This is a genomic window from Asticcacaulis sp. (assembly GCF_027484505.1).
Classification (GTDB): domain Bacteria; phylum Pseudomonadota; class Alphaproteobacteria; order Caulobacterales; family Caulobacteraceae; genus Asticcacaulis.
Map to the genome: position 1 here is coordinate 1 of NZ_JAIXSV010000279.1, position 15,802 is coordinate 15,802.

The 15,802-nt window shown below is 61.4% G+C and carries 17 protein-coding genes; 12 read left to right on the forward strand and 5 right to left on the reverse strand.

The genetic code is table 11. From position 1 onward, the window contains the following. Positions 1–699: anthranilate synthase component I family protein (locus Q0072_RS16170; RefSeq protein ID WP_298332230.1), on the forward strand; the 699-nt coding region annotated here is incomplete at its 5' end. Here Q0072_RS16170 and Q0072_RS16175 read toward each other — a convergent pair. The 3 genes from Q0072_RS16175 to Q0072_RS16185 form a co-directional block, all read right to left on the reverse strand. Continuing rightward, positions 696–1,250: a TadE/TadG family type IV pilus assembly protein gene (locus tag Q0072_RS16175; protein WP_298332233.1), complete on the reverse strand. Its 555-nt coding sequence runs from the start codon at positions 1,248–1,250 to the stop codon at positions 696–698. The two genes, Q0072_RS16170 and Q0072_RS16175, sit on opposite strands and share 4 nt — an antisense overlap. After that, positions 1,250–1,840 (reverse strand): TadE/TadG family type IV pilus assembly protein, encoded by a 591-nt coding sequence (locus Q0072_RS16180; RefSeq protein WP_366941834.1) that lies wholly within the window; start codon positions 1,838–1,840, stop codon positions 1,250–1,252. Before Q0072_RS16180 ends, Q0072_RS16175 begins: the two co-directional genes overlap by 1 nt. A gap of 74 nt (positions 1,841–1,914) precedes the next feature. Beyond that, positions 1,915–2,343, reverse strand: coding sequence for a pilus assembly protein N-terminal domain-containing protein (locus Q0072_RS16185; protein ID WP_298332238.1), 429 nt, complete (start codon positions 2,341–2,343; stop codon positions 1,915–1,917). 376 nt (positions 2,344–2,719) lie between these two features. Here Q0072_RS16185 and Q0072_RS16190 point away from each other — a divergent pair, with 376 nt between their 5' ends. The 11 genes from Q0072_RS16190 (at position 2,720) to Q0072_RS16240 (ending at position 14,307) form a co-directional block, all read left to right on the forward strand. Continuing rightward, positions 2,720–2,884, forward strand: coding sequence for a Flp family type IVb pilin (locus Q0072_RS16190; protein WP_298332241.1), 165 nt, complete (start codon positions 2,720–2,722; stop codon positions 2,882–2,884). Positions 2,885–2,959: 75 nt separating this feature from the next. After that, entirely contained in the window at positions 2,960–3,136 is a 177-nt protein-coding gene (locus Q0072_RS16195) for a Flp family type IVb pilin (RefSeq protein WP_298332243.1), read from the forward strand. Between the two features lie 113 nt (positions 3,137–3,249). Further along, positions 3,250–3,774, forward strand: coding sequence for a prepilin peptidase (locus tag Q0072_RS16200; RefSeq protein ID WP_298332246.1), 525 nt, complete (start codon positions 3,250–3,252; stop codon positions 3,772–3,774). 173 nt (positions 3,775–3,947) lie between these two features. Continuing rightward, the gene (gene cpaB / locus Q0072_RS16205) at positions 3,948–4,862 is read left to right on the forward strand and encodes a Flp pilus assembly protein CpaB (protein WP_298332249.1); all 915 of its coding nucleotides are present in this window, start codon (positions 3,948–3,950) and stop codon (positions 4,860–4,862) included. Between the two features lie 8 nt (positions 4,863–4,870). Beyond that, positions 4,871–6,319, forward strand: coding sequence for a type II and III secretion system protein family protein (locus Q0072_RS16210; RefSeq protein ID WP_298332251.1), 1,449 nt, complete (start codon positions 4,871–4,873; stop codon positions 6,317–6,319). 11 nt (positions 6,320–6,330) lie between these two features. Continuing rightward, positions 6,331–7,017 carry a CpaD family pilus assembly protein gene (locus Q0072_RS16215; protein ID WP_298332253.1) on the forward strand — a complete coding sequence of 229 codons (687 nt, stop codon included), beginning with the start codon at positions 6,331–6,333 and terminating at the stop codon, positions 7,015–7,017. Positions 7,018–7,025: 8 nt separating this feature from the next. Then, entirely contained in the window at positions 7,026–8,453 is a 1,428-nt protein-coding gene (locus Q0072_RS16220; protein WP_298332256.1) for an AAA family ATPase, read from the forward strand. A 9-nt stretch (positions 8,454–8,462) separates the two neighbouring features. Beyond that, positions 8,463–10,079, forward strand: coding sequence for a CpaF family protein (locus Q0072_RS16225; RefSeq protein ID WP_298332259.1), 1,617 nt, complete (start codon positions 8,463–8,465; stop codon positions 10,077–10,079). A gap of 36 nt (positions 10,080–10,115) precedes the next feature. After that, positions 10,116–11,096, forward strand: coding sequence for a type II secretion system F family protein (locus tag Q0072_RS16230; protein WP_298332261.1), 981 nt, complete (start codon positions 10,116–10,118; stop codon positions 11,094–11,096). Positions 11,097–11,112: 16 nt separating this feature from the next. Further along, positions 11,113–12,093: a type II secretion system F family protein gene (locus tag Q0072_RS16235; RefSeq protein ID WP_298332264.1), complete on the forward strand. Its 981-nt coding sequence runs from the start codon at positions 11,113–11,115 to the stop codon at positions 12,091–12,093. A gap of 69 nt (positions 12,094–12,162) precedes the next feature. Then, positions 12,163–14,307 carry an exonuclease domain-containing protein gene (locus tag Q0072_RS16240; RefSeq protein ID WP_298332267.1) on the forward strand — a complete coding sequence of 715 codons (2,145 nt, stop codon included), beginning with the start codon at positions 12,163–12,165 and terminating at the stop codon, positions 14,305–14,307. Here the strand turns inward: Q0072_RS16240 and Q0072_RS16245 are convergent. Both Q0072_RS16245 and Q0072_RS16250 read right to left on the reverse strand, forming a co-directional pair. Continuing rightward, positions 14,294–15,130, reverse strand: coding sequence for a methyltransferase domain-containing protein (locus Q0072_RS16245; RefSeq protein ID WP_298332270.1), 837 nt, complete (start codon positions 15,128–15,130; stop codon positions 14,294–14,296). The two genes, Q0072_RS16240 and Q0072_RS16245, sit on opposite strands and share 14 nt — an antisense overlap. A gap of 85 nt (positions 15,131–15,215) precedes the next feature. Then, on the reverse strand, positions 15,216–15,752 hold the full coding sequence (locus Q0072_RS16250) for a protoglobin domain-containing protein (protein ID WP_298332272.1): 537 nt from the start codon (positions 15,750–15,752) through the stop codon (positions 15,216–15,218). Between the last annotated feature and the right edge of the window lie 50 nt (positions 15,753–15,802).

Genomic DNA, 15,802 nt, shown 5'->3' on the forward strand with positions numbered 1-15,802 from the left:
ATTTTACAGGCGCTGGCCGAAGCGGGGGCCAGTCCGTTCGGCGCCTTTATGCGCTTTGGCGACCGCGCCGTCGTGTCGAACAGCCCGGAACGCTTTATCCGGCTTGAGGCCGACGGGCGGATGGAAACGCGGCCGATCAAGGGGACACGCCCGCGCGGGCACACGCCGCAGGCCGATGCGGCGCTGGGTCAGGATCTGCTGAACAGCGCCAAGGACCGCGCCGAAAACCTGATGATCGTCGATCTGATGCGTCACGACCTGTCGAAGGTCGCTGAGGTCGGGTCGGTGCGCGTTGAGGCGCTGAATGCGCTGGAATCCTATCCCAATGTACACCATCTGGTGTCCGTGGTGACGGCGCAGCTCAAGGCGGGACACACGGCGGCGGATGTGCTGCTGGCCACCTTCCCGCCCGGCTCGATTTCCGGGGCCCCCAAGGTGCAAGCGATGAAGGTCATTCAGGCGCTGGAGGCGCCGCGCGGTCCCTATTGTGGCTCACTGTTCTGGGTGGACGCGTCCGGGGCCATGGACTCGAACGTGCTCATCCGCACGGCGGCCTGTGAACGCGATGCGCAGGGTCGATGGCACTTAAGGGTCAGCGCCGGGGGCGGCATTGTCGCCGACTCCGATCCGGCCGATGAACGCCGCGAAACCGAAACCAAGCTGTCCCTGTTCCGACAGGTGCTGGAGCGCAGATATTAAGGTTTCAACGGGATCTGACTGCCCGACCGCGGATGATGGTAGGTCGTCGATTTGAACGTCGTATTGATGGGCAGGAACTTGCCGATCGGCGGCGTGAAGTCGTAGATGACCTCGGTGACGATCAGGGTCTGTCCCGCGGGCAACTGATCGGTGGTCAGGCCTTTGGTGTCAAACGGTAGGGTGCCCTGCCAGTTTTTGCTCGGAGCCGGTGTCCAGTCGGCGGCGATAACGCCGGTGGTCGCATTTCGCGTTACACTGGAGATGCGCATATGTAACTTGGTCCCGGCAGGAAAGGGATCAAGAATACTGCTGCCGATTTCAAAAATATCGTCCACATTGGCCTGAGTCAGGCTTTCGGACTGTGCGACCAGGTCTCCCATGCTGGCGGCCAGGTGCGACGTGCGGCGACTGGCCATCAGGCCGAGGCTGAGATCGGCCAGCCCCCAGTAGATGACAATGAGAACCGGCGCGATCAGGGCGAATTCCACTGCCGCCGTACCGCCTTGCGCCCGGAGGCCAAACCGCAGGTATTTACCCAGACATCTCAGCATCAGAAGGGCTCGTTTCTGAAAACGATAGTGGAGGAGACAACCATTTCCCCGCTGCTCAGAGCGCCGAGACCGGGCTTCATAAACGGCGAAACGACCCGCCAGGGATAGTAGACGCGCACCAGTTGGATCTGGCTGCTGGACCCTGCCGTATATTGCAGGTTGGCAAATTCACCGTTCACGATGACGTTGGGGGCTTCGGTCACCATCTTGAAATTGGTGAAGGTGCGGACATCGGCGCGCATCTTGGATGTGCAATCCGACCCCAGCCACGCCATTTCCGCGCAGACCTTGGTGATGAAAGCGCTGGACGTGGTCGGCTTGGTGGACTGGCCGGTCCGCAGCTCACGCGACACCTTGCTGGCGGCCAGATCGAGCGACACGCCGGCAACCAGCACGATCGCCAGTTCAAGACAACCCATGATCAAACCAAAAAAGGGCAGGGCAATAATGGCAAATTCCACCGCGGTTGAGCCCCGGCGGTCACGCCATAAGCCAAACCGGGCGCGCGTTGCGGAAGGTGTGAAGCGGCTTTCGCCGGGCGCTCCGGGGCGGCGGCGAAAAATCGCGATTTTGGTCAGAAGTCTGCGCACCCTGTCAGCCTCGTCAAAAGAAATGTATCCACATCCTAAACGAGAGGGAGTCAACAGGGGGTTAAATTGAGGGATTAACTCGCCGGCGTGGGCTGCGGTGCCGGCGCGGGCGTGGAAGACGACTGCATCCCGTCGGTCTGCTCAATACAGGTACGACCACAGATCAGGGTGCTGGACTTCATGCCCTTATAAACGGTAACGCCGCCCTCGACCGGCGTGCCCACCATCACATCGGCGTCAAAAATATTGCGACCCGTGCTGTCGGTGACCGATACCGAAGACCGGCCAAAGCCACGACCGATTATATATATAGTGCGCGAATCGACGACGGTCACATCGGCCACATCGGGATTTCCGACGATCACCGATCCGGCAGGTGCCGGCAGGACCACCCGTGCGCTGTGATTTTTCTCGACCACGATCTTGCTGGCGGCCTCGGCCGCACCGACAGGTAAAAGCGCCGCCACAGCCAGATATGCGGCCATTATCATCTGTTTCGTCATCTTTGCCTCCATCTGCAAAGGCGCTGGACGATTGTGCCCCCGGCGCAGCTTCCAGCCTGCCTCAGGAATATGAGCTTCAGGTTAGGAACACAGGTAAACAAGATATGTTTAAAAATGCTGAACGTAATATTAATGGAAAAAATTTCGACCAAATTTCAATATACAATATCATTTACAAGAATTAACCTTAACGAAAATTTACAGTAAATCATTATTAACTATAGAAAAATCGCATAAAATTTTCGTTGTTTACTTCATATTAATTGCGATTGCCTATTCTGCATTCGTGTTCGGGAGCAAGTGAGCCAAACAACTCACCACCCCGGTACAAAGTTAAACCTCACTTGCTTAGCATTCTACTCTAATGGAGACTCTCATGACCAATCTCATCAAGAACTTTGCCAACGACGAATCGGGCGCCACCGCTATCGAATACGGCCTGATTGCCGCCCTGATCGCCGTCGTTCTGATCAGCGTGCTGACCACCATCGGCACCAACCTGAAGGGCAAGTTCGAAGAAATCAAAACCGCCGTTCAATAATTGACCGCGGTTTAGCAACCCAGGCGAAGGGCCGCAGATCGATGTCTGCGGCCCTTTTTTTTCAGGACCTCGTCGATGCCCACGCTCAAAACCTTCTGGACAGATGAGACCGGCGCAACCGCTCTTGAATACGCCCTGATTGCGGCCCTGATCTTTCTGGTCGCATCGACAGCTATACTGGCCTGGGGCGACTCGATGAAAGATCACTATGAAACGCTCGGCGATAAAATCGGTGGCGCGCTGACTGACTAAAGCAGCGGTCAGGTCTTTAATTTTATCACCTCTATTGGCAGCAAAACACTCTCTTAACCCTGTTCGGTCTATGGCTTAGCCTCTGTGAAATCGCCATCGAGAGCCTCTGACCGATGCCTGCCGTTCTGATCCCCGCCCTGTTCTGCATCGTCTATCCGGCCTGTCTCGTCTGGGCGGCCATCAGCGACCTGCGTTCGATGACCATTCCGAACCGCCTGAGCCTGATCCTTGCCGGCGTCTTTTTTCCCGCCGCTTTGCTTCTGGGCCTGACACCCCTCAGCATAGCCGTCCATACCGGCATCGGCATGGGCATTCTTGTTGTGGGCTTTGCCGCCTTCGCCTTCAAGGTTTTAGGCGGTGGCGATGCCAAACTTCTGGCGGCAACAGCTCTGTGGTTTCATCCGGAAGGCGTTCTGGCCTTTCTGACCTATACCGCTCTGGTGGGCGGGGCCTTTACCCTGTTGCTACTGCTGGCGCGGCAGTTCCTGCAAATCTATACCCCCACCCTGCCTCAGTGGCTGCAAACCCTGCTCAAGCCGCAAGGGGACATCCCCTATGGCGTGGCCATCTGTGCCGGGGGCCTGCTGGCCATTCCCTATAGCGACCTATGGCCATTGCTGAGCAAGCTGGCCGGATAGGCAGGTCAGACGGATAAATGGGTGTTTCCGGTATCATTTTCACAAATTCGTCCGGCCGTTAGCTTTCTTTAGGCTCCCGTTAACCACCGTTAAGCCAAGATTCGTTGCAATTGCCAATTGACTGGCTATCCGTGCGCGCCAGAACGCCGCCGGGGCTTTGAAGGGGAACCTCCATGAAGGCGTCACGTTTTGTCGTAATGGGCATAGCCGCGGTCGCAGCGCTTCTGCTGGCGCTGGTCGTGCGCGGCATGATCGGCGGCAATGGCGCATCCAACGCCAATGCCTCGCAAAAGGTTTCAGCCGAGGCCCCTGCCGTGAAGGTGCTGGTCGCCGCGCGTCACCTGAAGGTGGGGGAACGCATCGCCGAAGCTGACCTGGCGTGGAAGGCGTGGCCGGAAGATGGCATCACCGAGTCCTATTTCACCGACCGGCCGGTAACGCCCGTGGCCGCTGCCGAAGCCAAGTCCGCCGAAGACAAGGCGCTGGACAAAAAAGTCCAGACCGGGGCCGCCAAGGTTGCCGATGCCGCTGACAAGGTGCTGAACCCGACGCGCGGCATGGACGCCGTGCTGGGCGGGGTGGTACGCGAGGAAATGCTGGCCAATGAGCCGATCGTGGCGCGCAAGGTCGTGCGCGCCGATGCGGGTGGCTTCATGGCCGTCATGCTGGCCCCCGGTATGCGCGCCATGGCCGTGCCGGTGACCGTCGAAAGCACGGCCGGCGGCTTCATTCTGCCCGGCGACCGCGTCGATATCGTCGTGTCGATGGAGGTTCAGAATAATGGCCAAAGCTCGCACGTGGCCAAGCCGGTCCTGCGCAATGTCAAGGTGCTGGCCGTCGATCAGACGGTCGAAGCCAAGTCCGATCAGCCCTCGGTCATCGGTGCTACCGCCACCTTAGAGGTTCGTCCCGAAGAAGGCGAGGCTCTGGCGCAGGCCAAGGCGCAGGGGCCGCTGTCGCTGATGCTGCGTTCCTACGCCGATGTCGGCGGGCCCTCCGGTCGCGTCGGGCCTTCCCCAGCCGGCGCCGGCAACAAGGTGGTCGTCTATCGCAATGGCCAGGGCACCGATGTGCCGGTATCCCGATGAGAGTTTCGATGAAGAGACGTTTTGACATGGCACGCGCCCCTCTCGCCGTTACCGTTTTTGCCGCTGGCCTGCTGATGAGCAGTCTGGCGGCCACCGGCGTTCAGGCCGCCCCCAAACCCTATACCTCGCTGGGCGGCCCCATGAGCGTGCAGACCCAGACCTCAGGTGCTCGCACGCAGGTGCTAAACCTCGCCAAAGGGCGCTCGGCGGTGATCGACCTGCCCGTGGATGCCGCCGACGTCTTCGTCTCCAACCCGGCTGTCGCCGATGCCGTACTGCGCACCCCGCGCCGAATCTTCGTTCTGGGGGTCACCGCCGGTCAGTCGGATGCCATCTTCTTTGACGCGACCGGCCGTCAGATCCTGAACCTTCAGGTCCGCGTCGGTGTCTCTACCGATCAGTTGTCGGACACGGTACGCAAGCTCTATCCGCAGTCAGATGTGCAGGTGCAGAGCGTCAATGGCTATGTGATCCTGTCGGGCGTGGTGGCGAACGCCAGCGAGTCCGAAGCGATCCAGCGCCTGTCGGTAGCCTTCGCCGAAAAGCCGGAAAACATTATCAATATGCTGGCCATCGCCGGCAAGGATCAGGTCAGCCTCAAGGTCCGTATCGTCGAGGTCCAGAAGTCCTCCATCAAGCAGATGGGCTTCAACTTCAACGGCCTGTCGGGACAGACCGGCGAAGTGCAATACGCCCTGCAAAACACGCCGACCTATGGCACCAATGGCAAGGCGCTGGGCGGCATGAAGATCGGCTATGCCGACAACTTGCTGTCGGCCTCGCTTCAGGCCTTTGAGCGCGTCGGTCTGGTGCGCACGCTGGCCGAGCCCAATCTGGCGGCGGTTTCGGGTGAATCGGCCAAGTTTCTCGCCGGTGGGGAATTCCCCGTGCCCGTGGCCAAGGATGCACAGGGCCGCATTACGGTGGAATTCAAAACCTACGGGGTGGGACTGGGGTTCACGCCGGTGGTTCTGTCCAACGGTTCAATTTCGCTGAAACTTTCGACCGAAGTATCCGAGATCGTGAATACGGGTGCCTTCACGCTGGATGACACCTTCACCATTCCCGGTCTGTCGGTGCGTCGCGCCGAAACCACCGTCGAACTGCCGTCGGGCGGCTCGCTGATGATCGCCGGTCTGCTGCAATCGAAATACAAGCAGAGCATTGACGCCCTGCCCGGCATGACAACGATACCGGTGCTGGGGGCCCTGTTCCGCTCACGCGACTTCCTCGATGAGCAAACAGAAATGGTCGTCATCGTCACGCCCTATATCGTGTCTGCAAAATCACCGGACGCCTTCCAGACCCCGGCTGACAACTTCCAGGTCGCCTCCGACCTCGAATCCGTCTTCCTCGGACGCCTGAACAAATCCGTGCGGGCCAAGCGGGGCGAAGTCGCCGAAGCGCCACCTCCGGCCGGCAGCTATCAAGCCCCCATCGGCTATGTGATCGAATAGGAACCCGCGACATGCCCATGAACCGCCCGGCCACCTTCAGACTCACCGCCCTTATCCTCGGTACCGCCCTGCTGTCGGCCTGCGCCTCAAACGCCCCGCCCAGCCTTCAGTCTCTGGCACCGACGCCACTGGACCAGTATCCGCTTCAGGCCGAGTCGCGCACCGATGCCCTGCATTTCAAGATTCACCCTAAGAGTGGCCTGTCCGAAAATCAGCGCCGCGCCCTTGATCAGGTGGCCCGCAAGGCCAGTTGGAACGGCGGCGAGGCGGTTGATATCACCATCCTGACTGCCAATACGCCCGACGCCCTGCGCGCTGGCGCGGCCATTCGCGCCTATTTCAACGACCATCAGGTCAGCGTCCACGCCGTATCGCAAACGACCAGCACAAGCCAGCCCGCCGATGTGGTCAGCCTGATTACGCGGGAATACCGCGCCGTGGTCAACGACTGTAATCAGGAATGGGAAAATCTGGCGGCCACCCGCCACAATGCCGCGCCACAGAATCTGGGCTGTGCCATCAATGCCAATCTGGCGGCGCAGATCGACGATCCGCGCGATATCGCCGCGCCACAGCCGGCGACACCCGGCGACGCGGGACGCCGCAGCATCATTATCGACAAATATCGCAAGGGCGAGGTTACCTCGGCGGCCAAGGATGATGCCGCCAAGAGCAATGTCGCCCAGGTCATCAAGTGAGCCCGTCCATGTCCTCTACTGCCAGACAGACCGACCCGTTCGACAACTTCGACGACGCCGACGACAGCTTCACGCAGAATTACGAGGCGGCAGATGCCCTCGATCTGGGCGACCCTTTCGAGGATCTGCCAGAAGAGGATCTGCACCCGCTGACGCCCGCGCCGGGTCTGCCGCGTCAGGCCCTAACCGCCGCCAGTTTCGCCGCCGTCGAGCCCACGGATGAACTCGGTGCGGTGTCCATCCCGCGCATCGGCATCCACTTCTTCCCCGAAAATGACGCCACGCTTCAAGCCTGCGACACGGCGGCACTCGACCGTCGCATGGCGCGCGCCCAGTCTCTGGTCCGCCGCGGCGGCATCGAAGAAGCCATCGCCGTCTATCAGCACGAACCGACTCCGTCGCTGCTGATCGTCGAATCGAAGCAGGCGGCGCATGGTCTGCTGGAACAGCTTGGGCGGCTGGCCGAAGTGTGCGACACTAATACCAAGGTGGTGGTGATCGGCGCGCACAACGACATTTCTCTGTACCGCGAACTGATCCGTCAGGGTGTGTCGGAATATATGGTGGCACCGGTCAAGCCGCTGCAACTCATCAAATCCATCTCTACCCTGTTCAACGATCCGGAAACGCCATTCGTGGGCCGCGCCATTGCCTTTATCGGCGCGCGCGGCGGGGCCGGCTCCTCCGTTTTGGCGCACAATTTCGCGCACAGCCTGTCGGAAGTGATGCAGGCCAATACGGTCATTGCCGATTACGATCTGCCGTTTGGGACCGCCGGGCTCGACTTCAATCAGGACCCGCTGCAAGGCATGGCCGACGCCCTGAACGAGCCCGACCGCCTCGATCAGGTGCTGCTGGACCGCATGCTGACGCGCTGCACCGAGCGCCTGTCGCTGTTCTCGGCGCCGGCCTCGCTCGATCAGGACTATCTGGCCGATGAGGAGGCCTTCGAAGAGGTGACGCGCAAGGTTCGTTCCGTCGCGCCGTTCATCGTGATGGACCTGCCGCATGTGTGGACGCCGTGGTTGAAAAAGTGCCTGATCGCCGCCGATGAGGTGGTGATCGTCGCCACACCGGACCTCGCCAGTCTGCGCAATGCCAAAAACCTGATCGAACTGCTGAAATCCTTCCGCCCGAACGATAACCCGCCGCGCGTCGTCCTCAATCAGGTCGATATGCCGGGTCGTCCGGAAATCCCGGTCAAGGACTTCACGGCGGCCCTGGGGGTTGCCCCCGTCTGCACCATCAGCTTCGATGCCAAGACCTTCGGTCAGGCCGCCAATAACGGACAGATGATCGGCGAATGCGCCCCGGCGTCCAAGGCGCACGAGGCGCTTCTGACCCTGACCGCCACCATCACCGGCCGTACGGCGGAAACGAAAAAGAAGGCGGCCTCCACCTCGCTGATCGGGAAATTCTTCCCGAAGAAGAAGTGAGGCTGACAGGTGTTCGGAAAGCGCCCCACGGACTCATCGGGTAAACCCGCCGGCTTCGGTGCCGCGCGCGCGGCCGCCCCGTCACCGGGCGCGCAGGCCGCCGCACAGATGCGCCCGCAGGCGCTAAGTGGTGGCAATGCCTCCGCTGACAAGCCCAAAGACATCAAGGGTGCGCCCCCGCCTGCCAAGCCGGCCGGCGATATTGCTACGCGTCCGCAAGGCGTCGCTGAGACCTCGCCCGCGGCCGAAGACCGCCGCAGCACCGACAAACCGGCCGTCAAAGGCGGCAAGCTGGCCGCCGGTATCGACCAGATGCACAAGGCGCAGGCGGTCACTGAGATCGTGCGTGAGCAGTCGGACTATTATCACGCCACCAAGACGGCGATCTTCAACGCGCTTCTGAACACTATCGACCTGTCACAACTGGCACAACTGGACCAGAAGGCGGCATCGGAGGAAATCCGCGACATCGTCTCGGAACTGGTGACGATCAAGAACGTCTCCATGTCCATCGCCGAGCAGGACGCGCTGGTTCAGGACATCATCAATGATGTTCTGGGCTATGGGCCGCTGGAACCGCTGCTGGCGCGCGACGACATCGCCGACATCATGGTCAATGGCGCGGGCCGCGTCTTCATCGAAGTTTCGGGCAAGGTGCAACTGACCAATGTGCGCTTCCGCGACAATGGGCAGTTGATGAACATCTGTCAGCGCATCGTGTCGCAGGTCGGTCGCCGCGTCGATGAAAGCTCGCCCATCTGTGACGCCCGTCTGCCGGACGGTTCGCGCGTTAACGTCATTGCGCCGCCTCTGGCGCTGGATGGCCCGACGCTCACCATTCGGAAGTTCAAAAAAGACAAGCTGACCATGCGCAATCTGGTGGAGTTCGGCTCCATCAGCCCGGAAGGGGCGCGCGTTTTGGGTGTCATCGGGGCGTCGCGCTGTAACGTGCTGATCTCTGGCGGTACGGGTTCGGGCAAGACAACGCTGCTCAACACCATGACGGCCTTCATCGACCCGACCGAGCGCGTCATCACCTGCGAAGACGCTGCCGAACTGCAACTTCAGCAGCCGCATGTGGTGCGTCTGGAAACCCGTCCACCCAACCTCGAAGGTCAGGGCGCGATCACCATGCGCGATCTGGTCAAGAACTGTCTGCGGATGCGCCCCGAACGCATCATCGTCGGCGAAGTGCGCGGCCCGGAGGCCTTCGACCTCCTGCAGGCCATGAACACCGGCCACGACGGTTCGATGGGCACGCTGCACGCCAACTCCCCGCGCGAAGCCATTTCGCGCCTGGAGTCGATGATCACCATGGGCGGTTATGGCCTGCCGTCGCGCACCATTCGTGAAATGATCGTGGGCTCGGTGGACATCATCGTTCAGGCCGCGCGTCTGCGCGACGGGTCGCGCCGCATCACCCACATCACCGAAGTTCTCGGCCTTGAAGGCGACGTCATCATCACGCAGGACCTGTTCCTGTATGAGATCGAGGGCGAAAACAAGGAAGGCAAGATCATCGGTCGCCACCGTTCGACCGGGATCGGTCGTCCGCGTTTCTGGGACCGTGCGCGTTATTACGGTCTGGAGCGCGAACTGGCGGAGGCGCTCGATGCTGCGGAATAAGCCCGTCATCTGGTCCTGCGCCACAGGTGTCCGGCCATGATGATCGTCCTCATCGCCTTTCTGAGCTTTGTTATCCTCGCCTCGCTCGGCTTCGTGCTGACCGGTGGTGGCGGCTCAGAGGTTGCGACCAAGCGCGCGCAGGCCATCGCGGTGGGCGCCACCTCGGCCGCCAAGCGCAAGAGCCAGCGCACCGCCGCCAGCCGCACCCCTGAGGAGCGCCGCAAGCAGATTCTTCTGCAACTCAAGGAATCCGAGCAGCGCGAACGCAAGGCACGCCTGTCGCTGACGGCGCGTTTGCAGCACGCCGGCCTGACGCCCAATGTGAAAACCTTCTGGATCTGGTCCGTTGTCGGGGGCCTGATCGCGGCGGTGATCGTTCTCGTCCTCAGCCGAAACGCTCTGGCGGCGCTGGGGGCCGGTTTCGCCTTTGGTTACGGCGCGCCGCGCTGGGTTCTGTCGTTTCTGGCCAAGCGCCGCATCACCAAATTCACTGCCAGCTTTGCCGACGCCATCGACATTCTGGTGCGCGGCATCAAGTCGGGCCTGCCGGTCCATGACGGCCTGAAGGTCATTGCCAGGGAACTGCCCGCGCCTCTGGGGCCGGAGTTTCAGCGTCTGAACGAAAATATCGCCATCGGCATGGGGCTGGACATGGCGCTCGAAAAGATGTGCGAGCGCATGCCGACCCCGGAACTGCGCTTTTTCACCATCGTCATCGCCATCCAGCAAAAGACCGGCGGCAATCTGGCCGAAGCGCTGGGCAATCTGTCGCACGTCCTGCGCTCACGGCGCATGATGCGCGAAAAGATCAAGGCCCTGTCGTCCGAAGCCGTCGCCTCGGCCTGTATCATTGGCGTCCTGCCGCCCGGCGTCGGCACTATGATCTACATCACCAATCCCGGCTACATGGCGCCGCTGCTGTCCGATCCGCGCGGCAATCTGATGCTGCTGGGCGGGGCCGTGTGGATGGCCTCCGGCATCCTGATGATGCGCAAAATGATCAATTTTAAATTCTAGGGCGGGTGATTTTCAGATGAAAGACCTGGCCTACACCCTCATGCAGCCGGCCAATCTGATCGCCATGGTGGTCGCGATACTGGCCTTCTTCGCCGTGCTGACGCTGATGCGTTCGTCCCTGTCCGGTGAGCAGTTGGACAAGCGGATGAAGGCCGTGGCGCAACGCCGCGAAGAACTGCGCCGGCAAGCCCGTCAGTCCATGGTTCAGTCCGGCAGCAGCGGCCTGCGTCAGACCGATGAAAGCCTCTATAAGCGCATCGTCGATCGCCTGAATCTGAAGACCCTGCTCGAAGACCCCAAGGTGGTGGACAAGCTGGCCATGGCGGGCTTCCGCGGCCCCAAACCGGTCACCACCTTCTATTTCTTCCGTTTCCTGATGCCCTTCGTTCTGGGGGCGTTTGCGGCCTTCTACATCAATGTGGTCAACGATTTCGGTCAGCCACAGAACATCAAGCTGCTGATCTGCGTCGCCATGTTCGTTGCCGGCTATTACGCGCCCAACATCTATATCAGCAATGCCGCCTCCAAGCGCCGCGCCTCGATCGTCGCCGCCTTTCCCGATGCGCTGGACCTGCTGCTGATCTGCGTCGAAGCCGGCATGTCTATCGAAGCTGCCCTGCAAAAAGTGTCGCAGGAAATCGGTTCGGCCTCCATCGAACTGGCCGAAGAACTGTCTCTGCTGGTGGCGGAGCTGTCCTACCTGCCCGAACGCCGCATGGCCTATGAGGGGCTGGCGCGCCGCACCAACTATCCGGGCATCAAGTCCGTCTGTACGGCGATGATTCAGGCCGAAAAGTACGGCACACCGCTGGGCACGGCGCTGCGCGTCATGGCCAAGGAAAACCGCGAACTGCGCCTGTCGGCGGCGGAAAAGAAGGGGGCGGCCCTGCCCGCACAGCTGACCGTGCCGATGATCGTCTTCTTTCTTCCCGTGCTGTTCGTCGTCATTCTGGGCCCGGCCATCCTGAACATCATGGACATGATGCATAAGAAGTAGGCGTTGCGACGGCTTGCGTGGCGAGACGAGAACATATAAAGAACATGATGACACGTCAGAAAGTCGATCATGTCGCTTTTTCCTGCCCTGCCGCCGACCTATTACCACGCGCATTTCAGCGAGATGCTGGCCTTTGTGCGCGACGTCTATGCCAGCGTTCTGGGTGAGGCTGAACACAACTTCATTGCGGATTTTACGGGTCTGAGCCTTGAGGCGCAGTGCCTGTTTATCCGCATGTCGAACCGCAAGCGGCCGGTGTTTACGATCGCTGACCTCGTCTATGCCGAAATCGGTGAGATCGAATGGCGGCTGGAGGAGCTGGCCGAGGCCGGGTTCGCGCGTCGCGCTTGCGCCGAAGATTACCGGTCGTGGCTCGACACCCTGACGCGGCCCGTACTTGAGCAGATGGCGCGCGACCACGACATCGCCCTGTCGCGCCAATGGTCGAAGGCGCAGGTGGCGCGGGCAGTCGAGGCGACCCTGCCGTTTGACGATTTCGCTGCGGGCTTTTCACAGACCACCTGGGTGCCGGGGCATCGGGAGACGGTGGGCTTTCTGCTCTACCTCTATTTCGGCAAGCTGAGCGACAATCTGACGGCCTTTACTCTGCGTGACCTGGGCGTCGTCTCAGTGCGCGGTCAGACGGCCTATCAGGCGCGCTTCGTCAGCCGCGAGGAGGCACTGGGCGGCCATGCCTATACGCAGGCCTTGCGGTCATTAAAGGGGGCGACGCCAGAGGATTATCAGCGTCTGGCCGAACGCGCGGGGACCCTCCCCTCCCCCGCCACGCCGTTTGTCGAAGGCCTGCGCGACCGCCTGATGCACGATCTGGGGCGCTTCTTTGAACGCCAGAAGGACACGGATCAGGCCATCGGGTTTTACGCGCAATCGGGCCTGTTCGAAAGTCAGGAGCGTACCATTCGCCTGCTGCACGGGCGCGGCGAAACAGAGCGCGTTCTGGGCTTGCTGGAGTCCATGCTCGATGCCCCGGCGCACGATGAAGCCTTCCTGTTCGCTGACGACTTTTACCGTCGCAAGTTCGGCAAGAAACGCACCAGCGCGTTTACGGACCTGCTGCGCGACGGCGAAGAGATCAGCGCCGATGACCTCTATCGCGGCCTGCCGGAGCTGGCGGCCATCCGTCATTACGAAGCACGCGGCTGGACGGCGCACCACGTCGAAAACGGCCTGTGGCCGGCCCTGTTCGGCCTGCTGTTCTGGGAAGACCTGTTTGAGCAGCCGGGATCGCTGGCCTCAGAATTCGACTGGATGCCGCAGGCCCTGAAAGACAATCGCTTCGCCACCCTGTTCCCGCACGTCGTTACAGAGCGTTTGGGCGCATTGGAAACGGGCCGCGGCTGGCCGCTGATCGCCGACACCCTCGCCCGCCACGAAGGCCGGGAGAATGGCGTCTTCGGCTGGTGGCCGGGTCTAAGCGACCTGATGCACGACTTTCTGAGCGCCGCCCCACCCAAGGGCGTGCGTGACATAGTGGCGGCCCTGTGCAACGATTTTCAGGGGTTGCGCGACGGCTTTCCCGACCTGCTGCTGATCGGCCACGGTGGCGTGCGGTTCGTCGAGGTCAAGGGCGAGGGTGATCAGGTGCGCCGGCATCAGTTGGCGCGGCTCAACCGGCTGCGGCAGGCCGGATTTGAAGCGGGTATACTGCGCGTCGCCTTCCGCCCCGACCCGGATCAGGTCTATACGGTGGTCGATATCGAGACCACCGGCGGACAGGCGGCCTATGAGCGCGTGACGGAAATCGGCGCGGTCAAAATCCGCAATGGTGAGATCATTGACACCTGGCAGAGCCTGATCAATCCCGAACGCCGCATCCCGCCCTTTATCACCGAACTGACGGGCATCAGCAATGCGATGGTCCGCGACGCCCCGCGCTTTGCCGACATCGCCGACGACTTCGAGGCCTTCCTGAAAGGCACGGTCTTCGTCGCCCACAATGTCAATTTCGACTACGGCTTCCTGTCGGCGGAATACCGGCGGCTGGAACGGCCCTTCCGCTATCCCAAACTGTGTACCGTTTCCTCGATGCGGCGGCATTTTCCAGGATTGGCGGCCTATGGACTGGCACCGCTGTCGCGCGAATTTGGTATCGAGCTGACCAACCACCACCGCGCCCTGTCAGACGCGATGGCGGCAGCGGAATTGCTGAAACTGGTCAATGAAAAGCGGCTGTCTGCCCTTACGGCTTTTTGAACTTCAAGGTCATGCGGTCCGACTCACCGATGGCGTCAAACGCGGCGCGTTGTTCGGGCGTCAGGGCAGCGTCACCCTTGCCACTGCTGCGGATGGGTTTCAGCGTCCACACGCCAAACGGATGGTCATGGTCATCCTTCGGATTGGCGTTGATCTCGCTCTTGCCCACCAGTACGAAGCCCGCCTTTTTTGCCGCCTCGATGACGTAGCTTTCCGGCACATAACCCGTCCCGGCCTTGGGGTCTGAGCCTTCCGGCGCGCGATGCTGTTCGACCGCCAGAATACCGCCAGGCTTCAGCGCCTTGAACGCGGCCTCCAGATGGCGTTCCGTCGCCCCCTCCTGACGCGCCCAGTTGTGGAAGGCGCGCGCGATCAGCACCAGATCGGCCTTGCCCGCTGGCAGGGCGTCGAGCGTGGAGGCACTGACCTCGCCATAGATCGACTTGTCCGCCACCTCAGCCCAGAAGGCGGCATCATTGGTGTTGTTCATCACGCCGGTGTAGCGCCCCTTGGTCTTATGGGCGTAAGGGGCGAGGATTTCCGTCCACCAGCCTTTGGCACCGGGATAGAATTCCACAATATCGGCACCCGGCTTGAGGCCCCAGAAGGCCAGAGATTCCGCCGGGTGGCGGTAGGGATCGCGGGCCTTGTTTTCCGGCGTGCGCCACGCACCGTCGATAGCGGCTTTCAGCGCCGCATCCGGGGCCTTGGCGTGGGCTTCGTGATGATCGTGGCCTTCGTGGGCCAGAACGGGCGCGACGGCCCCCAGGGTGAGGGCGCCGGTCGCGGCGATAAGGGCGATAAGGGTGCGGGCAAGGCGCATGGAAGTCCTCCTGTGATGGACGACCAAGGTGCGGCGAATTATGGCCTTTTTGCGGCAACTCCCCAAGGCTATCGTTTGCACATACTCAGATAAAAACGCTCGACGACTGATCGACATAGACGCTCATGGCACATTCCAGATCATAGACCACCAGCCGCGTCAGATGGCGGATCAGAATGGCTACAGCCTGCGCTTCGGCGTCCGGATAGGTGGCGCTATAGGTCTCCATGATGGCGGCACACAGATAGTCCAGAATCAGGCTGTAACCGGCGATATGCAGCTTGGGTGACAGGCCGATGCGGAAATGTGCCTCCCCCACCCGCGCCACCGAGGCCGAATAGACGTCGTCGAATTCCGCCGACAACACGCAGTCCCAGTGCTTTAACTGTCCGCTGATCAGCCGTGCGGTCCGCTCCTCGCCGCCGAAAAAATCGTCCAGTTCGGGAAAGCGCCCCAGATGCGCATAGAAGCGTTCCAGACACGCCGGCAGCAGGTCCATCAGATACATCCGGTGCGCCCGCACGTTTCGGCACATATCCCCGTCTATGCCATAAAGCGCCAGACGGCGTGCCCCGACCAGCGGGTCGTGCAGGGCGGTGGCGGAAAAGAACGAGGCTGACATGCGGGTACTCCAGACGAGATGGTGAGCCGCACAGCCTGCATCCAATTGTT